A 22687-nucleotide genomic window follows, 5' to 3' on the forward strand; every position below is an offset into this window, starting at 1 on the left:
CGAGTGGTGGGGCAAGAGCGTTTTGCTTACTTTTGCGCTTTTCAAAAGTGAGCCGCTGTAAGAGCGGAACCAATAGCAGCCGTGACCGCAGCAACGGATATGTACCCATAACCCCGCCATCCCCCCCCCGCTAGCCCCCCGCATTGCACCCGCAGCCCAGAGCCGATAGTCTTGCAAATCATTACCAGCCCAATCGCCCCAGCACCCCCGGGCCCATTGGGTAAAAGGAGAGGTTTGTGAACATCGGACAGTTCGCCTTTCAACGCCAGGTTGAAAATCTATACGTCGACCACAACGCCTGGCTACGTACCCTGTTGCGGCGCAAGCTGGGCAACGCATTCGACGCCGCCGACCTGGCCCACGACGTCTACCTGCAACTCATGCGCAAGGGCCAACTCCCGCCCACCGGCGAATCCCGGCGACACCTGACCCAGATCGCCAACGGCCTGGTCATCGACCTCTACCGCCGCCGCCAGATCGAATCCGCCTACCTGCAAGCCCTGGCCCTGTTGCCCGAACCCTGCGCCCCCGATGAAGAAACCCGCGCCCTGGCCATCGAGGCCCTGATCCAAATCGACGCCGCCCTGCACAGCCTGCCACCCAAGGCGCGCCAGGCCCTGTTGCTGTGCAAGCTCGATGGCCTGAGCTACCGCGAGATCGCCGCCGAGCTCCAGGTCTCCGTCTCCTCGGTGGAAAAGTACATCGCCGCCGGCCTGCTGGCCTGCTACCAGACCCTGTACGGCTGACCCTCGCAATGTCGACCGAGCAGCCAATCTCCCCGGATATCATCGAGCGCGCCGCCGCCTGGATGGCCCGCCTGTGGGCCGATGACGCCAGCGCCGAAGACCACGCCAACTGCCTGCACTGGCGCGCCGAACATCCCCATCACGAACTGGCCTGGACGCGCCTGCTGGGCTTCGAGCAAAAACTCCATAGCATCCCCGCGCCGGTGGCCAGGCACAGCCTGGCCGAACCCGACGCTCCCGACTCCCCCGACCGCCGGAGCACCCTGCGCCTGCTGGGCCTGTTGGTCGCAGCCGGTGGCCTCACCTACGGCGTGCGCCACACAGACGCCTGGCAACTGGCGAGTGCCGGCCATAGCACCCGCACCGGTGAAGTTCGCGAAGTGGTATTGCCCGACGGTACCCGCCTGGTATTGGGCCCGGCTTCAGCAATTGACGTGCAGTTCGATGACGACCAGCGCCTGGTGCTGCTGCGGGCCGGCGAGGTCTTCATCACGACCGCGCCGTCACCCCGGCCGTTTCGGGTGCAGAGTCGCCAGGGCGTGTTTCATGCCCTGGGCACGCGCTTCAGCCTGCGCCAATGCGACGACGGCAACTGCCAGTTGGCCGTGCTTGAGGGCACCGTGCAGGTACAGCCCGACCATGGCGCAGGTGCGCGGGTGGAGGCAGGTCAAGGCGCCACGGTTTCCAGGGACACCGTGCAGCCGACTGCGGCGGTGACTGACCGCAGCATCGCCTGGGTCAAGGGCCTGTTGGTGGCCGATGGCACCCGGCTCGACGAACTGATCGCCGAGCTGGGACGCTACCGCCGCGGTGTACTGCGCTGTGCACCTGAGGTGGCGATGCTGCGGGTCAGCGGTGTATTGCACCTGGACAATACCGACCTGGCGCTGGACAACCTGGCCGCCGCGTTGCCGATCCAGGTGGTGCGGCGCACCCGCTATTGGGTGACGGTCCGCGCCCCTGCCTGAAAATTCCTTGAGGTTTCGATTGAGGGTTTTGGCCGCTCGTTCGGAAGATAAGGTAAGGGCGAGCAAAGGCTCATTCAGTCAGGGAGACTTCATGAGTAACAAGGATGTGGCTGCGGCCAAACCCAGGGGGCGCGGCGCGGTCTCGCAAGTGTTGCGGCCGGTGCGCGGGCGACTGATCGCTGCGGCACTGCTGGCCGGTGTGGGCAGTATGCTGACGCTGGTGCCGCTGGGGGGCATTGTGCATATCGCCAGGGTCGCCCTCGGCGCGCCGTCGATGGCCCAGGCATCGGGCGAGGTCTGGTTGACCATCAGCCTCAGCCTGGCGAGCCTGTTCGCGGGCCTGCTGTTGATGACAGTTGCGGAGACGGTCGCGCACCTGGCCGACAACCACATCACTCGCCACTTGCGCCTGGCCATCGCCCAGCGCCTGAGCCAGGTGCCGCTGGGCTGGTTCACCGAGCGGGCGTCGGGCGAGGTCAAGCAGGCAATGCAGGACGATATCGGCACCCTGCATAGCCTGACTGCGCATTTCTACACCACCGTGGGCCGTTGTGCCGGGGCCGTGCTGCTGTCGGCGGCTTATCTGTTCATGATGGACTGGCGCATGGCGCTGGTCTCGCTGTTGCCGTTTCCGGGGTTTTTGCTGTTTTTTACCCGGGCGATGAAAGCCAGCGGCAGCCACATGCAGTCCTTTGTCGAGCGCATGACCCGGGTCAATAACGCGGTGGTCGAGTTCGTCAACGGCATTCCGGTGGTCAAGGCCTTCGGTGCCACCGGCAAGGCCCACGCCAGTTACCGCAAGGCGGTAGATGAGTTCAGCGAAGCCTTTGTTGAGTTCACCCGGCCACGGGTGGGGACGATGGCCAATGCCAACGCGATGATCGCCCCGGTGACGGTGCTCGCCATGGTGCTGACGTTTGGCCTGGTGTTTGTCAGCCTGGGCTGGATCAGCGCGGTGGAGGTGCTGCCGTTCGCCATTGTCGCACCAGGCATTTGCGCGCCACTGATGCTGCTGAGTTACATCATGCATGATCTGGACAACGCCACCGGCGCGGCCCAGCGCGTGCAGGCACTGCTGGCGACGCCGGTGCTGGCCCAGGTGGAGCCGGGGTGCGAACGCTTGCCCAAGGACGCCGAAGTACGCGTCGAAAACCTCGGGTACGCCTACGACCCGCAGCACCCGGTACTGTCGAACATCAGCTTTACCCTCAAGCCTGGCACCGTAACCGCGATCGTCGGCGCCTCGGGTTCGGGCAAGTCGACCCTGGCGCGCCTGCTGCTGCGGTTTTTTGACCCGACCGAGGGGCGTATCACCCTGGGCGGCGTCGACCTGCGGCAGATCGAGACCTCGCAGCTCTACAACCTGATCGGCTTTGTGCTGCAAGAGGTGCGCCTGGTCCACGCCAGCGTTGCCGAAAACATCGCCCTCGGCCGGCCCAGCGCCAGCCGCAAGGAAATCGAGGCGGCCGCACGGGCCGCGAATATTCATGAGTGCATCATCGGCTTGCCACGGGGCTATGCCTCGGTGATTGGCGAGGACGCGCAGTTGTCCGGTGGCGAGCAGCAGCGTATCAGCATCGCCCGCGCAGTATTGCTGGCGCCGCCGGTGCTGGTGCTGGATGAACCCACGGCCGCCGCCGATGTTGCAAACGAGGTGGCAATCCAGGAGGCGCTGTCGCGCTTCGCCCAAGGGCGCACGCTGTTGGTGATTGCCCATCGCCTCGATACCGTGATGCACGCCGACCACATCATCGTGCTGGAAAACGGCCGTATTGTTGAACAGGGCACCCATCCTCGACTGATCGCGCAAGAGGGCCGTTATGCGCGCCTGTGGGCGTCGGGCGGTTACAAACAGACCCGCGAACAGGCGCTGCCGACATGCTGAAAACCTTTATCGAACTGTTGGGCGATGACGGGCCGGTCTTCCGTCGCTATGTCGGGAAAGTGATGTTCTACGGTGCGCTGTGCGGGCTGACCCTCGCCGCCCTGGTGCCGGTACTCACCGACATGCTCAACGGTGATCTGGCCGAAGCGGCGTTGTGGCTGGTGGTGTTCCTGGCGGCGGTGGCGACGTGTTGGGCCACGCGACGCGAGGTTGAAAAGGCTGGCGTCGCGGTGGGTGTGGCGGTGCTGCAAGGCGGGCGCCAGCGCATCGGCGACCATGTGGCCGAACTGCCTGTCGGTTGGTTCACGCCTGATAACACGGCGCGGCTCAACCAGGTGGTGACCCAGGGCATGATGGCCGTGGCTCAGCTGCCGGCCCATGTATTTACTCCGGTGCTCAGCGGCGTGGTGACGCCATTGGTGCTGGTACTGGCGTTGTTTGTGCTGCACTGGAAAATGGGCCTGATTGCCTTGCTGGCGTTGCCGATTCTCGGCGGCGCGTTCTGGCTCAGCGCCCGCCTCGGGCGGCGCGCCGACCGGGCGTTCCAGCGCAGCTCGGCCGACACCAGCCAGCGCATGCTGGAGTTCGCCCAGTCGCAGTCGGTGTTGCGTGCCTTCAGTGGCGGCGGCAGCTCGGTGTTCCTGCAACGGGCGATCGAGCAGCAGCACGTGACCGGGGCGCGCCTGATCCTGCTGTCCGCCACCTCGATTCTGCTGAACATATGGCTGGTGCAGGTGGTGTTCGCGGCCTTGTTGATCGCCGCCGCGCTTTGGCTTGACGCTTACCTGGGAAATGCCTTGCACGTGGGCTCGGTGATTGCGGTGATGGTGTCGCTGTTGCTGGTCAGCCGCTTCATCGACCCGTTGCTGGAGGTGGCCGGCTATGGCGAAACATTGCGCGGCGCCGGGGTGCAGCTTGAGGCGGTGCGCGAGATATTGGCCGCGTCGCCCCTGAAGGCGCCGAGCGCGCCGCAATCTCCACGGGATGCCTCGGTGGAACTGTTCGATGTGAGCTTTCGCCACGCGGCCGGTTCGCGGGACGTGCTGCGCGGGGTGAGCCTGCGTATTGAGCCCGGCAGCATGACCGCGCTGGTGGGGGCTTCCGGTTCGGGCAAGACCACGCTGTTGCGGTTGGTCGCACGGTTTTTCGAGGTCAGCCAGGGCCAGGTGTGCATCGCAGGCGTGGATGTGCGACAGATGTCCGGTGAGCAGCTCAACGCGCAGATCAGCCAGATCTTCCAGGACACGTACCTGTTCCAGGGCAGCGTCGCCGACAACATTCGCCTCGGCAAACCCGACGCCAGCGACGCACAAGTACTGGAGGCCGCGCGACAGGCTGGCGTGCAAGAGATTATCGAGCGCCTGCCGATGGGCCTGTCGACCACGGTGGGTGAGGGCGGGGCACGCCTGTCCGGTGGCGAGCGTCAGCGTGTCGCGATCGCCCGTGCGTTGATCAAGGGCGCGCCGATCCTGCTGGTGGACGAAGCCACGGCAGCACTGGACGCCGAGAACCAGGCGGTCATCGCCGAAACCCTGGCACGCTTGCGCGGCACATGCACGCTGATCGTGATCGCGCATCAGCTGTCGACGGTGGTGATGGCCGACCAGATCGTGGTGCTCGATGAAGGCCGGATCGTGGAGCAGGGCACGCCTGAGCAATTGACCGCAAGACAAGGGCGCTATGCCCGGTTCCTCGCGCAGCGGCGGGCGTCCAAAGGCTGGCGTATCACTTAGTGGACCCGCCAGGAAGGCGGGTCCGAAGGGCAGGTCAGAGCTTTGGCAGTTGCCCGATGCGGCCCATCATTTCGGTGACGATCTGCAGGTCCAGCAGGAACTGGTCGACGGTCTTGAACTCGTTGTCGGTATGGCCGGTGTACTTGACCTCCGGCCGTGCCAGGCCGAATTGCACGCCGTTGGGCAACTCATGCACCGAGGTAGCGCCGGCAGAAGTACCGTACTTGTGCTCCATGCCCAGGTTCTCGCTGGCCACCGCCAACAGCGCCTTGACCCACTCGCCCTCAGGGTTGCGGTACATAGGCTCGGCGATCGAGTAATCGAAGGTCACAGCTACGTGGTTTTTCTTGGTCCAGGCGCTGAGCTTGTCGGCGATTTCGGCCTTGAGCGCTTCCGGTGACTTGCCCTTTGGCACCCGCAGGTTGACCGCCAGCTTGAAGGTAGTGTCATCTTCGCCCACATAGGTCAGCGAGGTGGTCAGCGGGCCCATGAACGCATCGGAGAAGCCCACGCCCAGCTTGGCGCCCAGGTAATCCAGGCCCCAGTTGTTGGCGGCGTAGTGCGCGGCGTCGGTGAACTGGTTGTGCTTGAGCGCGACCTTGCCGTCGAGGCTGTTGAGGAAGTCGAGGACCCTGGCTACCGGGTTCACCCCGGATTCCGGTTCGGAGGAGTGGGCGGACACGCCAGTGACGGTCAACTGAACGTCCTTGCCGACGACCTTGGCCGCCACTTCAAAGTCGCCGCCATTGCGCTTGGCGTACTCGCTGCCGGCCTTTTGCAGGCTGGCGGCCAGTTCGGCAGGCTTGTCGCTGAGCAATGTCACCACCGACGCCGACGGAATCTGGTTGGTGGCCTTGCCACCGGTCATCGAGATGATTTCTGCGCCTTTGCCTTCAGCCTTGCGCTTGGGGAACTTGGCCATGACCGTGCCGTAGCCTTTCTCGGCGATCACCACCGGGTAGCCGCCGTCCAGCGCCAGGTTGTAGTTGGGCGTTGGGTTGTGCTCGAAGTAGTACGGGATCGCGTCGCCGGAGGTTTCCTCGGTGGTGTCCACCAGCAGCTTGAAATTGCGCGCCAGCGGCAGCTTCTCTTCCTTGATCACCTTCATCGCGTACATCGCCACCACGATGCCGTTCTTGTCATCCTCGGTGCCGCGACCATACATCCGGTCGCCGATCAGCGTGACCTTGAATGGGTCGAGCTTGGTGCCGTCCTTGAGTACCCAGTTTTCCGGGGTTACCGGCACCACGTCCGCGTGAGCGTGGATGCCGACCACTTCATCGCCGCTGCCTTCCAGGGAAATCTCGTAGACGCGGTTGTCGATGTTGCGGAAGTTCAGGTTGAACGACTCGGCCAGGCTCTTGATCTTGGCGGCGATCTTGATGAACTCGGGATTGTCGTGCTGGGCCACGCCGGCGACCTGGAAGGTCGGGATCTCCACCAGCTCACGCAGGGTTTCAGTGGCGGCCGCACCGTACTTCACCCGCGCATACAGGCCCAGCAGGCGATGGATTTCATTCTGCTGGTCGGCGCTCAGGTCCTTGTTGTCGAGAAAGGCACTGATGGCCGGGCCGAGGTTGTCGCTCTTGGCCACGTCATTCTTGGCCAGGCTGGCGAGGAACTGCCGGAAATCCTTGACCGAGGCATCGCTGAAGGTCTTCAGGATGACGGCATTCTGTTGTGGGGTGAGGTTGGCTTGAGCTTGGGTGGTGAACACCGAAAGGCTGGCGGCCATCAGGGTGGCTACGGCCAGTTGCTTGAGGGAAAAATCCATTGCTGGGGGCATTCCTTTGCAGGGAGTGAGTGAGAAATGTCTGATCGAAAGGTCAGAAACAATTTCACACACTACCATCGGGAGGGCGCAGGAGGGGAGCCCCCGTTGTGGGATTTGTCCGGAGCAAATGCACAAGTGGCGCATAAACGAAAATACAGTGTGGGAGCTGTCGAGCTTTAGCGAGGCTGCGATAGCGGTGGGTCAGGCAGCATCAATGTTGACACTGCTGCCGCCTTCGCAGCCTCGCTAAAGCTCGACAGCTCCCACAGGGTTAGGTGGTCTGCTAATCTGCGCTCGTTGAATCTCGACCGCCACCCGTGGACCTCTCAATGACATCGCCATCCGATCAAAACCTTGAACCCCAATCCGTCTGCAGCCCGATCACCAGCAGCGCCATTTTCATGGTCGCGACCCTGGCGCCTGGCAGTGACTCGGCTGAGGCGGTGCGCAGCTGGTGCGCCGATATCGCCGGCCTGGTGCGCTCGGTCGGCAAGCGGGTGCCAGCCGGCAACCTGACGTGTGTCGCAGGGTTTGGCTCCAAGGCGTGGGATGCGCTGTTCGGGGGGCCGCGGCCAGCAGCGTTGCACCCGTTCAAGGAAGTGGGCGTGGCCGGGCGCCTGGCGCCGGCCACGCCGGGGGATATCCTGCTGCACATTCGTGCCGAGCAGATGGACCTGTGTTTCGAATTGGCCACCCAGTTGATGGCGGCGCTGGGGGATGCGGTGACGGTGGTGGACGAGGTCCAGGGTTTCCGCTATTTCGACATGCGCAGCATCATCGGTTTTGTCGACGGCACCGAGAACCCGGTCGGGCGCAAGGCGGTGGGTTTCACCATCGTCGGTGATGAGGATCCGGCGTTCAGCGGCGGCAGCTATGTAATGGTGCAGAAGTACCTGCACAACATGCAGGCCTGGAATGAATTGTCGGTGGAGGCGCAGGAGCGGGTGATCGGGCGCACCAAGCTGTCGGACATCGAGCTCGACGATGCGACCAAGCCGAGCAATTCCCACAGTGCATTGACCACCATCACCAAGGACGGCGAGGAAGTGAAGATCCTGCGGGACAACATGCCCTTTGGCCGGCCGGGCGCGGGGGAATTCGGGACGTACTTTATCGGCTACGCGCGCTCGCCAGAGCCTTTGGAGTTGATGCTGGAGAACATGTTTGTCGGCCGACCGGTCGGCAACTATGACCGCCTGCTGGACTTCAGCACGGCGGTCACCGGCGGCCTGTTCTTCATACCGTCAGCGGATTTGCTCGAAGAACTGGCCGACCGCGCGCCTTAGGCCAACAACCCGGTGCTCACCGCCACAATCAGGAACACCCCCAGCACCGCGCGGTAGATCACGAACGGCCAGGTGGAGAATCGCTCCAGGAACTTCATCAGGCCCCAGATCGCGAAGAACGCCGACACACTGGCGACCACCAGCCCGAAGATCAGGTGCGGCCAGGCGTGGGCGGGCAGGTCGGCGTGGAACAATACCCACAGCTCTTTCAGCCCCGCGAGGGCGATCGCCGGCAAGCCCAGCAGGAACGAAAACCGCGCCGCTTCTTCACGCTTGAAGTTGAGGAACAGTGCGGCGGTCAGGGTCGAACCCGAGCGGGAAACCCCTGGAATCAGCGCGCCGATCTGCGCAATGCCGACAATCAGCGCATCCCGCAGGCGCATTTCGCCCACCGTGCGCTTATGCCTTGCGCTGAGTTCAGCCGCCGCCAGCAGCACCGCCATCACCAGGCAGGAAATCCCGATCACCATCAGCCCGCGCAGCGGCGAGTTGCAGGAGTTGAGGGTCGACGACAAGGCTATCCCGGCAATCCCGATCGGAATCGTCGCCAGCACAATGGCCACCGCCAGCTTGAACCACTGGTTGTTGTAGTCACCCTGGCGCACCGCAGTGATGCTGCCGACCGTGACCTGGCGTACATCCTTCCAGAAGTAACTGACCACTGCTGCCAGGGCGGCCAACTGCATGGCTGCGGAAAACGCCGAGCCGGGATCCGGCCAGCCGAGCAGGGCGGGCACGATGCGCATGTGGGCGGTGGAAGACACGGGCAACAATTCGGTGATGCCCTGAATGATGCCCAGGATGCCTATTTGCAGGTAATCCAGGGACGCAAAGCCGACATCGAGGCCGCTGGTGCAGACGTTTGTCAAAGTACTTATCCTGAAAGCAAGGGGAGGGAAGTGACGCGGAGTTTAGTCTAACTTTGTAACGATTTTGTCGTTGACACGAGAAAAGCGCGATCGGTTCAGCAAGCAGAAAGCTTGGCCGGTGTATTGGCATTGCAGGTGGCTTTGTTGACAATGGCAGCCTGTTTTTTTGCCGAGATGCCCATGCCTGCAATCCCCGATACCACCGTCGAACTGATCGAGACCGGCCCGGAACACGCCACGTTGATCGCCAACCTTTACCAGTTCTACGCCTACGAGTCCTCGGACTGGGAACAGGAAGATGTCGAGGTGGACGGTCGCTTCTACATCCATGAGGAGCACCTGGCCCGCTACTGGGAAGACCCGCAATGGAGCGCCAACCTGTTATTGGTCGATGGCTTTATCGCAGGCTTCCTGCTGATCGAAGGCAGCGAACTCCCAGGGATCGACGCGCTGGAACTGGCGGACCTGTTCATCTTGAAACGCTATCGCCGCAAAGGCATTGGCCGCGCCATCGCCACCCAGGTCTTGAGCAGCGGCGATGCGAACTGGCTGGTGCGTTTCTATGATCAGGACGAAGTGAGCCAGGCGTTCTGGCGCACGGTACTGGATAACCTGCCGCGTCCGGTGCAGGCCATCGAGTTGGATGATGAGCCGAATTTGCTGAGCTTCCTGGTGACGCGGGCGGCGCTGCACTGAGGCATCAGCTAAACGCTGCGCCAGCCCCTGCACTGAACAATGCCGCCTGCATCGCCTGTGGCGGCTGGCCGAACGCCCGCAGGAACGCCTGGCGCATGCGCTCGCGATCACCGAACCCGGTCTCGCGGGCGACCACTTCCACCGGATGCCGACTGGTTTCCATCATTGCCCGGGCGGCTTCCACCCGCAGGGATTCGATGGCCTTGGCCGGGGTTTGCCCGGTCTCCTCGCGAAACACCCGGCTGAACTGGCGTGGGCTGAGCCGCGCCACGGCCGCCAGGGCCTCGACCGAAAGGTCGTGGGTCAGGTTCTCCCGGGCGTAGGCCAGGGCCAACTGCACACGGTCGGACTTGGGGTCGAGTTCCAGCAACGCCGATAGCTGCGACTGTTCGCTGCCACGGCGCTGGGCAATCACCAGCTTGCGCGCGATGCGGCGAGCGAGGTCGCTGCCCAGGTCGTTCTCCACCATCGCCAGCGCCAGGTCCACCCCGGCGCTCATGCCGGCACCGGTCCAGATCTGGCCGTCGACCACGAACAGCTTGTCTTCCTCCAGGCGAATCTGCGGGTAGCGCTTGGCAAAGGCCGGTGCGTGCAGCCAGTGGGTGGTGGCGCGCTTGCCCTCGAGCAATCCCGCCTCGGCCAGCACGAAGATGCCCATGCACAACGAAGCAATCCGCCGCGACTGTTTGGACGCCGCCTGGACCAGCCTCGGCAGGCTGGCGTCAGGCAGTTGGAACTCCAGGTAACCGCTGACGATCAATGTGTCATAGCCCTCGGGCCGGATCGGCGTACTGTTCACCGAGAAGCCCTGGGACGTCATGATCGGGCCGCCACTTTCCGACACCAGGTGAAACTCATACGCCTGCTCGCCACGCAGCAGATTCGCGCACTCGAACACCGAGCCCAGGCTGAGGCTCAAGGATTGAAAGTTCGGGTACACCATCAGCGCAATGCTGTGCATCTCATCTCTCCAGGGGGCGCGGAGCGGTGATTGTCGGCGTGTGCCAGGGAAACGGCAACCGCCTTGGCGCAATGTCCGGAATCCTTGCGGACATGACATTGTGCGGTTTTGGCCCGGCTCCTAAGCTTGATTCCATTCCAACCCACATCACCCCGAGGCACTGGCACATGAAAGTATTGATGGTTTTGACTTCTCACGACCAGCTTGGCAACACCGGCCGCAAGACCGGGTTCTGGCTCGAAGAATTTGCTGCTCCCTACTACGCGTTCAAGGACGCCGGGGCCGACGTGACCCTGGCTTCGCCGGCCGGTGGGCAACCGCCCCTGGACCCGGTCAGCGACCTGCCGGATTCGCAAACCGACCAGACCCGCCGCTTCGCCGCTGACCCGGCTGCGCAACAGGCCCTGGCCACCACCGTGAAGCTGGAGTCGGTCAACGCCGGCGACTTCGACACCGTGTTCTACCCAGGCGGCCACGGCCCGCTGTGGGACCTGGCAGAGTCGAAAACCTCCATCGCCCTGATCGAAGCCTTCGAGCGTGCGGGCAAGCCGATTGGCTTTGTGTGCCATGCCCCGGGTGCCTTGCGGCACGTCAAGGCAGTCAACGGCGAGCCGCTGGTCAAGGGCCGACGCGTCACCGGCTTCTCCAACTCCGAAGAAGCGGCGGTTGGCCTGACCGACGTGGTGCCGTTCCTGATCGAGGATGATTTCAAGGCGCTGGGCGGCACGTATGAGAAGGGTGCCGATTGGCAGTCCTTTGTGATTGAAGATGGCCTGCTGGTCACCGGGCAGAATCCTGCCAGTTCCAGTGACGTTGCCAAATCGCTGTTGAAGCTGACCGCGTAACCCGCTGAATCCCCCCCAAAAGTACGTTGTTGGCGGCTCCCCTGAGCGGGAGCCGGCAGCTTCTGCTTGTCTGAAATTTGAATCCGGAACTTTCCCCCATGAGCAACAGCGCTTTAGGTACCCCGATCACACTGGGGCACCACACCCTGAAAAACCGCATCGTCCTGCCGCCGCTTACCCGCCAGCGAAGTGCCCAGCCCGGTGATATCGCCACGGACTTGATGGCGCTTTATTACCGCCAGCGCGCCACCGCCGGCTTCATGGTCAGCGAGGGCACGCAGATCGAGCCTCGCGGCCAGGGCTATGCCTGGACCCCGGGCATCTACACACCGGAGCAGATTGACGGCTGGCGTACCGTGACCGATGCCGTGCATGCCGAAGGCGGCGTGATCTTCGCCCAGCTTTGGCATGTGGGTCGCGTGTCCCATCACGAACTGCAGCCCGACGGCGCAGCACCCGTCGCGCCGTCGGCGATCCAGCCGCAGCAAGCCAAGGCATTCGTTGCAACCGGGCCCGGCACCGGTAAGTTGGTGCAGCCACCCGAGCCGCGCGCCCTGGCTACCGTCGAGGTCAAGGAGTTGGTGGGGCTTTACGCCCAGGCTGCAAAAAATGCATTGGCCGCAGGCTTCGATGGCGTGGAAATTCATTCGGCCAACGGCTACCTGGTCAACCAGTTCATCTCGGCGCATTCCAACCAGCGCGACGATGAATACGGTGGCTCACTGCACAATCGCCTGCGGTTCCTGCGGGAAATCGTCGAGGCGGTGGCCGAAGTAGCCGGCCCGCAACGCCTGGGTGTGCGCTTTGCGCCGTTGTTCAGCGGCACTGACCAGGACCGGGTCTACATCGGCCTCGTCGAGGAAGACCCGCATCACACCTACATCGAGGCGATCAAGGTGCTTGAGGCGGCCGGCATCGCCTACGTGTCGATTGCCGAGGCCGACTGGGACAATGCCCCCGAGTTGCCCGAGTCGTTCCGCCAGGCGGTGCGTGACACCTTCAGCGGCCGGATCATCTACGCCGGCCGCTACACCGCAGAGCGCGGCGTGCGGTTGGTAGAGGCGGGGCTGGCAGACCTGATCGCGTTTGGCCGGCCGTACATTGCCAATCCCGACTTGCCCCAACGCCTGCTCAACGGTTGGCCGCTGAACCCGTTGAACGCGGACGGCCTGTATGGCGGCACCGAGGTGGGCTTCACCGATTATCCGGTGTATGCCGGGTAGGCACGGGCTACTCGATCGGGTATTTGCCGAATGCCGGGTGCTGCTCGGCGAGGGCCGCGTGGCGTTGCAAGTGGGGAAACGCATCGGCCTTCACGACGTCGGCTATCTTCAGCTGGGTGAAGGACCAGGCGACCGCCACCGTCAGGCTCGCCTGGGTCAGCGGCGCGTCGCTGTCGCGCTCGGCCACCCGCGCCTCCAATAACGCATAGGCCGCCAGCAGTTGCCCGGTCACGCGGTCGATCCACGGCTGATGCAGTTTTTCGGCGGGCCGCAGGTGATGTTCGTAGACGATCTGCACGGTCTTTTCGCACGCTGCCAGCGCCAGGCCGATCACTTGCAGATCCCTGGCAAGCGCTGGGGCTGACGGGGGCAGCAATCGACTGCCGGCCGGCGCCAGGGCTTCCAGGTACTCGAGGATCAAGCCGGAATCCATCAGCACCGTGCCGTCGTCGAGCACCAGCGTCGGTGCCTTGACTACCGGGTTGATCCCGGAAAACTCATCGAAGGTGCTGAACACCGACAATGCCTGGTGTTCGAACGCGACGCCGTACAGTTCCAGGGAAATGGCCACGCGGCGCACGTAGGGCGAGTCCAGCATGCCGACCAGTTTCATGAAGCCTCCATTAACCGCAGTGTTTTGTTCTGATGACGTTATAAACCGTTTTTCCGCATGTTTATCAATCCACCCGCAACACAATCTTGCCGATATGGTCGCCACCTTCCATGCGCGCATGGGCCTTCGCGGCGTCGGTATAGGCATACACCTCATCGATCATCGGCAGGCAACGCCCGGCCGACAGCACCGGCCACACGTGTTCGCGCAGTTGTGCGGCAATCGCGGCTTTTTCTTCCCGGGTGCGTGAGCGCAACAACGAGCCGGTAACGATCGCGCGTTTGCCGAGGATCGCCAGCAGGTCGATGTCTTTGGCGCGTGCGCCGCCGAGGAAGCCCAGCATCACCAGGCGACCTTCCATGGCCAGGGCGCTGATGTTGTCGTTCAGGTAGGAGCCACCCATGATGTCGAGCACCACATTGACACCCTTGCCCGCGGTCTTGTCAGCGATGACCTCGGCGAAATTCTGTTCCCGGTAGTTGATCGGCTCGGCTCCCAGCTCGCGGATGGCGGCGCATTTTTCCACGCTGCCGGCGGTGGCGAACGCTTCGATACCGAACTCGCGGCAGAGCATCAGCGCGGTGGTGCCGATGCCGCTGGTGCCGCCATGGATCAACACGCGCTGGCCTTTATGCGCACCGCCGATGCCGAACAGGTTGGCCCATACGGTGAAGAAGGTTTCCGGGATCGCTGCCGCCTGAATCCAGTCCAGGCCATCGGGAACCGGCAAGGTCTGGCTGGCGGGCACTGCGCAGTACTGCGCATAACCGCCGCCATTGGTCAGGGCGCACACCTTGTCGCCCAGCGCGTACTCGCTGACGCCTTCGCCCAGCGCGACCACCACACCGGCCACTTCCAGCCCGGGAATCGGGCTCATGCCGGGTTTCATCGGATACGTGCCGGCGCGTTGCAGGGCGTCCGGGCGATTGACGCCGGCGGCGTGCACGCGGATCAGCACTTCGCCGGGGCCGACGACAGGGACCGGCTCCTGGCGTGGTTGCAGGACTTCGGGGCCGCCGGGGCTGGTGATTTCGATCAGGGTCATTTCGTGGGGCAGATTCATTTGAGCGCACCTGTAGCAATGAACGTATGGGTTGGGACCGCGCCCGTTACCGAGCGGTTCAGCCTGCTGGCGATCCTGGGTGTTTTCTCTGGTGCCCAGCATAGCCGTGATGAGTGATGCAATAATGCTGCGATTACACGTCACGCTGATGCAAAAATGCATTGAGGGGGAAAGCTATGAATTGGGACGATGCGCGGGTGTTCCTCGCGGTGTGCCGCGAGTCCACACTGCGCGGGGCCGCGCGGGTGCTGGGGGTGGATCAGGCCACCGTGGGGCGACGGGTCAATGCCCTGGAAAAGTCCCTGAACGCAACATTGTTCCTGCGCACCTCCGAAGGCTATGCGCTGACCGCCGTGGGTGAAGCCGCGTTGCAATCGGTGGAGAACATGGAGCGCTCGGCCCTTGACCTGGAGCGTCAGGTCCTGGGCCTGGACGACCGCCTGACCGGCACCGTACGGGTGACCACCACCGATTCCCTGGCCATCGACTTCCTGATCCCGGCCATTGCCCGGCTGCACGATGCGCACCCTGACGTGCGCGTGCAGATGGACGCTTCGACCCAGTTGCTTAACCTGGCCAAACGCGAAGCCGATATCGCGGTGCGCAATACCCGCCCGGACAACCCCGACCTGATCGCCCGGCGCATCGCCCGCTGGCCGGTGGGGCTGTTTGCCTCGCAAGCGTATATCGATCGGCACGGCGCACCCGAGCCGGGCAGCCTGTTCGAAGGACACGACCTGGTGGTGTACCAGCCGCACCTGCAAAGCCAGAAGGACCTGACCCTGGTCAGCGAGCCGCTGGGACGCGGGCGTATTGTTGCGGCCTTGAGTTCAAGCCTGTTGGTTCGCCGCTCCATCGCCGCAGGGATCGGTATCGGTGAGGTTCCGATAGTTTCCGGCGAACGCGACGGCCTGGTGCGGCTGTGGCCGGACCGTACGCGGCCGTTGCCCTACGATGTGTGGCTGGTGACCCATGCCGACCTGCGGCATACCGCCCGGGTGCGGGTGGTGATCGACGAGATCGTCGCGGGGTTTGCCGGCACCGGGGAATAGTACGACTGCCTGAAAAGGCCGGGTGTCAGCCCGGCCAGAAATAAGTCGTCGCAGGAGAACGCAATCGGCTCAGCGTTGCAGGAAGGCCAGCAGATCTTCGTTCAAGGCTTGCTGGTGGGTCACCGCAAAACCATGGGGGGCATCCTTGTACACCTTCAACTGCGCGCCTTTGATCATCTGCGCGGCGACCTTGCCGGTAGTTTCGAACGGCACGATCTGGTCGCCATCACCGTGGATAACCAGGGTTGGCACGTCGATCCTGGCCATGTCCGGGCGGAAATCGGTTTCCGAGAACGCGGTGACGCAATCCACCGTCGCCTTGAGCGAGGCGAGCAGGGCGATGTTCAGTGTTTGAGTCAATACACCGCTGGAGACCTGTTGGCCCTTGTTGATGCCATAGAACGGCGTATTGAAGTCTGCCAGGAACTGCGCGCGATCCTTCAGCAGCGCGGCCTTGAACCCGTCAAACGCTGCCATCTCGACCCCTTGCGGGTAATCCGGCTTTTGCCCGAACAGCGGCGTCACCGCCCCCAGCAACACCAGCCCGGCCACGCGCGCGCTGCCATGGCGGGCGATATAGCGGCTGACATCGCCGCCGCCCATGGAGAAGCCCACCAGGGTCACGTCCTGCAGATCCAGATGGTTGATCAACTGGGCGATATCGTCGGCAAAGGTGTCGTAGTCGTTACCGGTCCAGGGCTGGTCCGAGCGGCCAAAACCACGGCGGTCGAACGCGATGGTGCGGTAGCCGCGGCTGCTCAGGTACTCCATCTGGTATTCCCACATATCGCCATCCAGCGGCCAGCCGTGGCTGAACAGCACCGGTTTGCCGGTGCCCCAGTCCTTGTAGTAGAGCTCGGTACCGTCTTGTGTGCGTAGGGTGCTCATGGCAAAACTCCTTGGGTGAGAGGGCAGCCAATACTATAGGCGCAGAATCTGACGAGGGACTTGTATGCCTGTGCTCGGTTGAACGGTTCAGCGTCTATGCTGGTCAACTGCTTTCTACCGTCTGAACAAACAGGTGAACGAAATGGCCAAGACTTACAGCTACGCCGCTCGTGACTCCAAGGATTCCCTCAAACCCTTCACGTTCGAACGTCGCGCCCCCGGGGCCGATGATGTGCAGATCGACATCCTCTATTGCGGCGTCTGCCACTCGGACCTGCACACCGTACGCAACGAATGGAAAAACACCTTGTACCCGTCGGTACCGGGCCATGAAATCGTTGGACGGGTGACCGCCGTGGGCGCCAATGTCAGCAAGTTCAAGGTGGGCGATTTGGCCGGTGTCGGCTGCATGGTCGACAGCTGCCAGCACTGCGAATCCTGCGCCGAGGGCGAGGAGCAGTATTGCGAAAACGGCTTCACCGGCACCTACAACGGCCCGGCTTTTGGCGGCGAAAACACCTTCGGCGGCTACTCGGACAATATCGTGGTCAAGGAGAAGTTCGTCCTGCGGATCTCCCACGACGAGAGCAACCTGGCGGCGGTCGCGCCGCTGCTGTGTGCAGGCATCACCACCTACTCACCGCTGCACCACTGGAACGTCGGGCCGGGCAAGCGCGTCGGCGTTGTCGGCCTCGGTGGCCTGGGCCATATGGCGGTGAAAATCGCTCATGCCATGGGCGCCTACGTGGTGCTGTTCACCACCTCGCCGAACAAGCGCGAAGACGGCCTGCGCCTGGGGGCCGATGAAGTGGTGGTGTCGAAGAACGCGGACGAAATGGCCAAGGTTGCCAACTCCCTGGACTTCATCCTCAACACCGTGGCCGCGTCCCACAATCTCGACGCCTTCCTCAACCTGCTCAAGCGCGACGGCACCATGACCCTGGTGGGCGCCCCGGATAGCCCGCACCCGTCACCGACCGTGTTCAACCTGATCTTCAAGCGTCGCAGCCTGGCCGGGTCGTTGATCGGTGGCATCCAGGAAACCCAGGACATGCTGGATTTCTGCGCCAGGCACGGGATTGTCTCGGACATCGAGATGATCGACATCCAGGGCATCAATGACGCCTACGAGCGCATGCTCAAGGGGGATGTGAAGTATCGGTTCGTGATCGACATCGAGAGCCTGAAGAAAGAAAAACACGCGGCCTGATTGATCGCTGCAGATCCCTGTAGGAGCGGGCTTGTGTGGGAGCGGGCTTGCTCGCGAAGGCGGTGTGTCAGTCGCTCAATAGGCTGGCTGAACCACCGCTTTCGCGAGCAAGCCCGCTCCCACCCAAGGCCGCTCCCACATTTTGATCTTCGCCGGTTTCTAGGCCGACAGGTGCTCATACAAAATCGTCGCACCCACCAGCATCAACACCACGCCGCCAACCATCTCGGCGCGCTTGCCGACCACAGTCCCCAACACCCGGCCAAGCATCATGCCGATGGTTACCATGGTCATCGTCGCCAAGCCGATCGCCGCAGCGGCCACCAGGATATTCACGTCGACAAACGCCAGGCCTACGCCCACCGCCAGGGCATCAATGCTGGTGGCAAACGCGGTCACGGCAAGAATCATGAACGAGTGCTGGCTCGGTTTCTCTTCCTCTGGATCATCGGCCTTCAAGCCGTTGTAGATCATGTGCAGGCCCAGGGCTACCAGCAGGGTAAAGGCGATCCAGTGGTCCCACTGTTCCACCCAGCGAGTGGCGGCCTGGCCGATGGCCCAGCCGATAATCGGCGTGATCGCTTCGATCACACCAAAGATCAGGCCGGACCGCAGGGCTTCGGTCAGGCGTGGTTTGTGCAGGCTGGAACCTTTGCCAATGGCCGCCGCAAAGGCGTCCGTGGACATGGCAAGGGCGAGAAGAATCAGGGAAATGGGGTTCACGGTAAGGCTTCCAGTCGGGCTGTATGAGTCAACGACACAACCACACGCCCGACTTCAGGCATGGATGTGTCGCTGGTCTCACCAACCAAAATGGTGTTCGCACCACGGCATGTTGCCGAGAATGTTGATACGAACGCTTCGAGAATCCGAAGCAGGCTACTCCCCAACGAGGTGGCGGATCATAGCCGCGCAATCATGAAAATTTCGTTAAGGGCGCCTCACGGATGTTCCAGGTGACAGCGCACCTGCTGACTCATCCCACCCGTCAATCGCTGCGGCCGCTCACAGCCTTGTGTACGCCTCGGGCAGCGGTCGAGAAAGAAACACCCACCCGGCAACACCCGGTTCCCCGGCAGCTCTGTCGGTGCACTGACATACGCATCGTCCAGCGCCACCCCCAGCTTGGGCACCGCCTCCAGCAGCAGCTGGGTGTACGGATGCTTCGGCTGCTCCAGCACTTGCTCGGCACACCCCAGTTCCACGATCTGCCCCAGGTACATCACCGCCACCCGGTCGGCCATGTGCCGCACCACCGAAACGTTGTGGGAGATCAGGATGTAGGTCAGCCCCAGCCGCCGTTGCAGCTCGGCCAGCAGGTTGAGGATTTGCGCCTGCACCGAGATATCCAGGGCCGAGGTCGGCTCGTCCAGCACCAGGATGCTCGGGTTGGACGCCAGCGCGCGGGCGATGGCGATCCGTTGGCGCTGGCCACCGGAAAACTGGTGCGGGTAACGGTCCAGGTATTCGGCACGAATGCCTACCTGCGCGGCGACCTTGGCGGCGATGGTGCGCATTTCACTCTTGGGCGTGTCGCCAAGGGCGAACAGCGGTTCGGTGATGATTTTCCAGATGGGCAGGCGCGGGTCGAGGGACGATTGCGGGTCCTGGAATACGATCTGCACATGCCGGTGGCGTTCCCGGGCACTTTCGTAGACCCAGTCCACTTCACCGTCACTGGGCTTGACCAGGCCCATCAGCAACTGGGCGAGGGTGCTTTTACCACAGCCGGACTCGCCGACAATCCCCAGGGTTTCCCCACGGCGAACCTTCAAGTCGATGCCGTTGAGGGCGTGGGCATAACCGCGCGGGCGGCCCAGCCAGTCGGTTTTTACCGGGAACTTGACCCGTACATCCCGCAAAGCCAGCAGTGAATCTTGAGACACGGTCATTGCACCGACTCCCCGGCAGTCAGCCAGCACGCACTTTTGCGGGTGCCGGCAGGGTTGATCAGGTCCAGGCGCGGGCGCTCGATGCATTGGCTCATGGCCTGGGGGCAGCGTTCGCGAAAGGTGCAGCCTGAGGGCAGGGCGGCAAGGTTGGGCACTTGGCCGGGGATGGTCAGCAGGTCGTCGCCGGGTTTCACCTGTTCCGGCAAGCCGCTGAGTAACCCTTGGGTGTAGGGATGGCGCGGGTCGCTCATCACCTGGGCGGTGGGGCCTTCTTCCACCACGGCGCCGGTGTACATCACATACACCCGGTCGCAGAACTGCGAGACCACAGCCATGTCGTGGGTGATCAGCAGGATCGCGGTGCCGCGTTCCCGGGCTTTTTCCCGCAGCAGCAACAGCACCTGGCGTTGCACGGTGACGTCGAGGGCAGTGGTGGGTTCATCGGCGATCAGCAACTGAGGGTCGCAGGAAAACGCTAGGGCGATCATCACCCGCTGGCGCATGCCTCCGGAGAGTTCGAAGGGGTAGCTGTCGAGCACTTGCTCGGGGTCGGCGATGTGCATGTCCCGCAGCAGGGCGATGGCCTTGGCACGGGCGGCGGCCTTGCTCAGGCGCTGGTGGTGGATGATCACATCGAGCATCTGCCGGCCAATGCGCCGGGTCGGGTTCAGCGCGGTCATCGGCTCCTGGAAGATCATCGCCGCGTCACGCCCGCGGATCTGCAGCAGCTCCTTCTCGCTGGCACCGAGCATGTCGCGGCCGAGCATCTGCAAGCTGCCGGCGGTGATCCGGTAACTGCGCTCCGGCAGCAGGCGCAGGCTGAGCATCGCGGTCACGGATTTGCCGGAGCCGGATTCACCCACTACGCCGACGACTTCGCCGGGGTTGACGTGCAACGACACGCCGTTGAGTGCCTGGACGTTGTTGCGGTAAGCCGGGAATTCCAGGCTCAGGTTGTCGATGGCAAGCACTGCCGGACTGGACATGGTCATTTCCCCTGTTGCCGTGGGTCGAGCAGGTCACGAACACCGTCACCCAGCAGGTTGAAGCCGGTCGCGGTGACCAGGATCGCCAGCCCCGGAAAGGTCGAGTACCACCAGTTGTCGAGAATGAAATTGCGCCCGGTGGCAACCATCGCGCCCCATTCGGCGGTGGGCTGTTGTGCACCCAGGCCGATGAAACCCAGGGCCGAGGCCATCAGGATCGCGCTGCCGATGTCCAGGCTCAGTTGCACCAGCAACGGCGGCATCGCATTGCGGCCTACGTGCCACGACACGATGTGCCAGCGCCCGGCGCCGAAGGTCTGGGATGCCTTGACGTAGCCCATCTGCCGAATGCTCAGGGCCTGGCCCCGGGCCAGGCGCACGTAGAACGGGATGCGCACCACGGTGATTGCCAGCATCGCATTGAACAGGCTCGGGCCCAGTGCGGCGGCCAGGGCCATGATCAGCACCAGGGACGGCACCGACAGCATGATGTCCATCAGGCGCATGATCAGGCTGTCGAAACGCCCGCCGATAATCCCCGACAGGCAGCCCAGCAGCCCGCCCACCAGGCAGGACGAAAACGCCACGAACAGGCCCACGCCCACCGACTGGCGGCTGCCGTACAGCACCCGGCTGAACAGGTCGCGGCCGACTTCATCGGTGCCGAACCAATGTTCGGCGGAGGGCTCGGCCAGGCGTTGCGCCAGGTTCAGGGCATTGGGGTCATGGCTCGCCAACCAGGGCGCGAAGGCCATGCAGATCAGCACGATCAAGGTGATGGTCAGGCCGGCGATGGTCAGCGGGCTGCGGCGTATTTGATAGCCCAGGTACTCCATTCGCGCACGCCAGGTGGGGCGCTGTTCCAGGGGCACCGGTACGGGCATGGTCAGGGGAGCGGTCATCTCAATTCACCTCGCCGATGCGCGGGTCGACCACCCGGTAGAGCAGGTCGATCAGCATGTTCAGCAGTACATAAATAAACGACACCAGGATCGCGAAGCCCATCACCGCCGGGAAGTCCAGGGACTGGATCGACTTCACCACATAGGCACCCATGCCCGGCCAGGCGAACACGGTTTCGGTCAGCACCGCGCCGTACAGCAGGTCGCCGAGGGTCAGGCCGAGCACGGTGATCGACGGGATCAGCGCGTTGGGCAAGGCGTGGCGCAGGATCACCGCCCAGCGCGACAGGCCGTAGGCGCGGGCGGTACGGATGTAGTCCTCGCCCAACTGGTCGAGCATCGCCGAACGAATCTGCCGGGCGACCACGCCGAGGTTGACGAAACCCAGGGTGACGGCGGGCAGGATCAGGTGTTCCAGGGCATTCAGGAACAGCGGGATATCGCCGGCCAGCAGCGAGTCGATCAGGTAGAACCCGGTGATGGTGCGCGGTGGTTCGAGGCCTTCATCCAGCCGCCCGCTGCCGGGCAGCCAGCCGAGCTGGCCGTAGAACAACACGATCAGGCCCAGGCCGAGCCAGAAGGCCGGCGTGGAAATGCCGGTAACCGCCAGCGTTCGGGCGATCTGGTCGATGGCGCGGTTGTGATACACCGCTGACAGCACCCCCAGCGGTACGCCCACCAGTACCGAGAGCAGCAGGGCGGCGACCGCCAGTTCGAGGGTCGCGGGGAAGAACGCTTTCAGGTCTTCCAGCACCGGGCGGCTGGTGCGGATCGAGGTGCCGAGGTCGCCGTGCAGCAAGTCGCTCATGTAGCGGCCGTATTGCTGGTACAGCGGCAGGTCGAGGCCCAGTTGATGGCGGATGTTCTCGACAATGGCGTCGCTGGCCCGGTCGCCGGCAATCAGGCGCGCCGGGTCACCCGGGATCAGGTGGGAGATGCAGAAGGTAATCAGCGAAACGCCGACGACGACCAGGATCAGGCCGAACAGGCGTTTGCGCAACATATTCAGGAAGGCCATGAGGGCTCCTCGGTAACGCGAGACATTTGGATCAGGAATACAGCCTGGAAAACACAGCAGGTCCAGTGTGGGAGCGG

Annotated in this window: 21 protein-coding genes and 1 riboswitch; of the genes, 10 read left to right on the forward strand and 11 right to left on the reverse strand. The window is 63.5% G+C overall.

What is annotated here, in order from left to right:
• Positions 1–236 precede the first annotated feature (236 nt).
• From HX815_RS29530 to HX815_RS29545, 4 genes are all read left to right on the forward strand, one after another.
• Positions 237–746, forward strand: a complete 510-nt coding sequence (locus tag HX815_RS29530; RefSeq protein WP_177029375.1) for a sigma-70 family RNA polymerase sigma factor — start codon at positions 237–239, stop codon at positions 744–746.
• Between the two features lie 8 nt (positions 747–754).
• A complete protein-coding gene (locus HX815_RS29535) occupies positions 755–1714 on the forward strand; it encodes a FecR domain-containing protein (RefSeq protein ID WP_177029376.1) in 960 nt (319 codons plus the stop codon).
• Positions 1715–1805: 91 nt separating this feature from the next.
• Positions 1806–3599, forward strand: coding sequence for an ABC transporter ATP-binding protein (locus tag HX815_RS29540; RefSeq protein ID WP_177029377.1), 1794 nt, complete (start codon positions 1806–1808; stop codon positions 3597–3599).
• The gene (locus HX815_RS29545) at positions 3593–5332 is read left to right on the forward strand and encodes an ABC transporter ATP-binding protein (RefSeq protein WP_177029378.1); all 1740 of its coding nucleotides are present in this window, start codon (positions 3593–3595) and stop codon (positions 5330–5332) included. The genes HX815_RS29540 and HX815_RS29545 overlap by 7 nt, the downstream gene beginning before the upstream one ends.
• Before the next feature lie 34 nt (positions 5333–5366).
• Here HX815_RS29545 and HX815_RS29550 read toward each other — a convergent pair whose 3' ends face one another.
• Positions 5367–7106 (reverse strand): dipeptidase, encoded by a 1740-nt coding sequence (locus tag HX815_RS29550; protein ID WP_177029379.1) that lies wholly within the window; start codon positions 7104–7106, stop codon positions 5367–5369.
• A 329-nt stretch (positions 7107–7435) separates the two neighbouring features.
• On the opposite strand from HX815_RS29550, the gene HX815_RS29555 reads away from it, so the two are divergent.
• Positions 7436–8392, forward strand: coding sequence for a Dyp-type peroxidase (locus HX815_RS29555; protein WP_003220100.1), 957 nt, complete (start codon positions 7436–7438; stop codon positions 8390–8392).
• On the opposite strand, the gene HX815_RS29560 is transcribed toward HX815_RS29555, so the two are convergent.
• Positions 8389–9261 carry an undecaprenyl-diphosphate phosphatase gene (locus HX815_RS29560; RefSeq protein ID WP_003220102.1) on the reverse strand — a complete coding sequence of 291 codons (873 nt, stop codon included), beginning with the start codon at positions 9259–9261 and terminating at the stop codon, positions 8389–8391. The genes HX815_RS29555 and HX815_RS29560 overlap by 4 nt on opposite strands.
• Positions 9262–9450: 189 nt before the next feature.
• On the opposite strand from HX815_RS29560, the gene HX815_RS29565 reads away from it, so the two are divergent.
• Positions 9451–9957: a GNAT family N-acetyltransferase gene (locus HX815_RS29565; RefSeq protein ID WP_177029395.1), complete on the forward strand. Its 507-nt coding sequence runs from the start codon at positions 9451–9453 to the stop codon at positions 9955–9957.
• Between the two features lie 4 nt (positions 9958–9961).
• On the opposite strand, the gene HX815_RS29570 is transcribed toward HX815_RS29565, so the two are convergent.
• Positions 9962–10918 carry a GlxA family transcriptional regulator gene (locus HX815_RS29570; protein ID WP_003220105.1) on the reverse strand — a complete coding sequence of 319 codons (957 nt, stop codon included), beginning with the start codon at positions 10916–10918 and terminating at the stop codon, positions 9962–9964.
• A gap of 167 nt (positions 10919–11085) precedes the next feature.
• On the opposite strand from HX815_RS29570, the gene HX815_RS29575 reads away from it, so the two are divergent.
• Together HX815_RS29575 and HX815_RS29580 are read left to right on the forward strand one after the other, a co-directional pair.
• Complete coding sequence (locus HX815_RS29575; RefSeq protein WP_177029380.1) at positions 11086–11763, forward strand: type 1 glutamine amidotransferase domain-containing protein; 678 nt, start codon at positions 11086–11088, stop codon at positions 11761–11763.
• A gap of 98 nt (positions 11764–11861) precedes the next feature.
• The gene (locus tag HX815_RS29580; protein ID WP_177029381.1) at positions 11862–12986 is read left to right on the forward strand and encodes an alkene reductase; all 1125 of its coding nucleotides are present in this window, start codon (positions 11862–11864) and stop codon (positions 12984–12986) included.
• A 7-nt stretch (positions 12987–12993) separates the two neighbouring features.
• Here the strand turns inward: HX815_RS29580 and HX815_RS29585 are convergent, their stop codons facing one another.
• Both HX815_RS29585 and HX815_RS29590 read right to left on the reverse strand, forming a co-directional pair.
• The gene (locus HX815_RS29585) at positions 12994–13599 is read right to left on the reverse strand and encodes a glutathione S-transferase (RefSeq protein ID WP_177010059.1); all 606 of its coding nucleotides are present in this window, start codon (positions 13597–13599) and stop codon (positions 12994–12996) included.
• 64 nt (positions 13600–13663) lie between these two features.
• The gene (locus HX815_RS29590) at positions 13664–14662 is read right to left on the reverse strand and encodes an NAD(P)H-quinone oxidoreductase (protein ID WP_177029382.1); all 999 of its coding nucleotides are present in this window, start codon (positions 14660–14662) and stop codon (positions 13664–13666) included.
• 176 nt (positions 14663–14838) lie between these two features.
• Here HX815_RS29590 and HX815_RS29595 point away from each other — a divergent pair, with 176 nt between their 5' ends.
• The gene (locus HX815_RS29595; RefSeq protein WP_008431428.1) at positions 14839–15714 is read left to right on the forward strand and encodes a LysR family transcriptional regulator; all 876 of its coding nucleotides are present in this window, start codon (positions 14839–14841) and stop codon (positions 15712–15714) included.
• A gap of 69 nt (positions 15715–15783) precedes the next feature.
• On the opposite strand, the gene HX815_RS29600 is transcribed toward HX815_RS29595, so the two are convergent.
• Positions 15784–16602 carry an alpha/beta fold hydrolase gene (locus HX815_RS29600; RefSeq protein ID WP_177029383.1) on the reverse strand — a complete coding sequence of 273 codons (819 nt, stop codon included), beginning with the start codon at positions 16600–16602 and terminating at the stop codon, positions 15784–15786.
• A gap of 142 nt (positions 16603–16744) precedes the next feature.
• Between HX815_RS29600 and HX815_RS29605 the strand changes: the two genes are divergently transcribed.
• Positions 16745–17812 (forward strand): NAD(P)-dependent alcohol dehydrogenase, encoded by a 1068-nt coding sequence (locus HX815_RS29605; protein ID WP_003220118.1) that lies wholly within the window; start codon positions 16745–16747, stop codon positions 17810–17812.
• Between the two features lie 159 nt (positions 17813–17971).
• Here HX815_RS29605 and mntP read toward each other — a convergent pair whose 3' ends face one another.
• The 5 genes from mntP to HX815_RS29630 form a co-directional block, all read right to left on the reverse strand.
• Positions 17972–18535 (reverse strand): manganese efflux pump MntP, encoded by a 564-nt coding sequence (gene mntP, locus HX815_RS29610; protein ID WP_177029384.1) that lies wholly within the window; start codon positions 18533–18535, stop codon positions 17972–17974.
• Positions 18536–18545: 10 nt separating this feature from the next.
• Positions 18546–18712, reverse strand: a riboswitch (yybP-ykoY riboswitch).
• Between the two features lie 41 nt (positions 18713–18753).
• On the reverse strand, positions 18754–19704 hold the full coding sequence (locus HX815_RS29615) for an oligopeptide/dipeptide ABC transporter ATP-binding protein (protein ID WP_177029385.1): 951 nt from the start codon (positions 19702–19704) through the stop codon (positions 18754–18756).
• Entirely contained in the window at positions 19701–20696 is a 996-nt protein-coding gene (locus tag HX815_RS29620; protein ID WP_032898749.1) for an ABC transporter ATP-binding protein, read from the reverse strand. The genes HX815_RS29615 and HX815_RS29620 overlap by 4 nt, the downstream gene beginning before the upstream one ends.
• The gene (gene ddpC / locus HX815_RS29625; protein ID WP_032868129.1) at positions 20693–21574 is read right to left on the reverse strand and encodes a D,D-dipeptide ABC transporter permease; all 882 of its coding nucleotides are present in this window, start codon (positions 21572–21574) and stop codon (positions 20693–20695) included. The genes HX815_RS29620 and ddpC overlap by 4 nt, the downstream gene beginning before the upstream one ends.
• Positions 21575–21593: 19 nt before the next feature.
• Positions 21594–22610 carry an ABC transporter permease gene (locus HX815_RS29630; RefSeq protein WP_008431420.1) on the reverse strand — a complete coding sequence of 339 codons (1017 nt, stop codon included), beginning with the start codon at positions 22608–22610 and terminating at the stop codon, positions 21594–21596.
• Between the last annotated feature and the right edge of the window lie 77 nt (positions 22611–22687).

This window comes from Pseudomonas sp. E6002 (assembly GCF_013385565.1).
Taxonomy (GTDB): Bacteria; Pseudomonadota; Gammaproteobacteria; order Pseudomonadales; family Pseudomonadaceae; genus Aquipseudomonas.

Bases quoted from the DNA above. Each gene is read 5' to 3' on its own strand.
- HX815_RS29535 (WP_177029376.1), top strand. From the start codon at position 755: ATGTCGACCGAGCAGCCAATCTCCCCGGATATCATCGAGCGCGCCGCC.
- HX815_RS29540 (WP_177029377.1), top strand. From the start codon at position 1,806: ATGAGTAACAAGGATGTGGCTGCGGCCAAACCCAGGGGGCGCGGCGCG.
- HX815_RS29545 (WP_177029378.1), top strand. From the start codon at position 3,593: ATGCTGAAAACCTTTATCGAACTGTTGGGCGATGACGGGCCGGTCTTC.
- HX815_RS29550 (WP_177029379.1), bottom strand. From the start codon at position 7,106: ATGGATTTTTCCCTCAAGCAACTGGCCGTAGCCACCCTGATGGCCGCC.
- HX815_RS29555 (WP_003220100.1), top strand. From the start codon at position 7,436: ATGACATCGCCATCCGATCAAAACCTTGAACCCCAATCCGTCTGCAGC.
- HX815_RS29570 (WP_003220105.1), bottom strand. From the start codon at position 10,918: ATGCACAGCATTGCGCTGATGGTGTACCCGAACTTTCAATCCTTGAGC.
- HX815_RS29575 (WP_177029380.1), top strand. From the start codon at position 11,086: ATGAAAGTATTGATGGTTTTGACTTCTCACGACCAGCTTGGCAACACC.
- HX815_RS29580 (WP_177029381.1), top strand. From the start codon at position 11,862: ATGAGCAACAGCGCTTTAGGTACCCCGATCACACTGGGGCACCACACC.
- HX815_RS29585 (WP_177010059.1), bottom strand. From the start codon at position 13,599: ATGAAACTGGTCGGCATGCTGGACTCGCCCTACGTGCGCCGCGTGGCC.
- HX815_RS29590 (WP_177029382.1), bottom strand. From the start codon at position 14,662: ATGAATCTGCCCCACGAAATGACCCTGATCGAAATCACCAGCCCCGGC.
- HX815_RS29595 (WP_008431428.1), top strand. From the start codon at position 14,839: ATGAATTGGGACGATGCGCGGGTGTTCCTCGCGGTGTGCCGCGAGTCC.
- HX815_RS29600 (WP_177029383.1), bottom strand. From the start codon at position 16,602: ATGAGCACCCTACGCACACAAGACGGTACCGAGCTCTACTACAAGGAC.
- HX815_RS29605 (WP_003220118.1), top strand. From the start codon at position 16,745: ATGGCCAAGACTTACAGCTACGCCGCTCGTGACTCCAAGGATTCCCTC.
- HX815_RS29615 (WP_177029385.1), bottom strand. From the start codon at position 19,704: ATGACCGTGTCTCAAGATTCACTGCTGGCTTTGCGGGATGTACGGGTC.
- HX815_RS29620 (WP_032898749.1), bottom strand. From the start codon at position 20,696: ATGACCATGTCCAGTCCGGCAGTGCTTGCCATCGACAACCTGAGCCTG.
- ddpC (WP_032868129.1), bottom strand. From the start codon at position 21,574: ATGCCCGTACCGGTGCCCCTGGAACAGCGCCCCACCTGGCGTGCGCGA.
- HX815_RS29630 (WP_008431420.1), bottom strand. From the start codon at position 22,610: ATGGCCTTCCTGAATATGTTGCGCAAACGCCTGTTCGGCCTGATCCTG.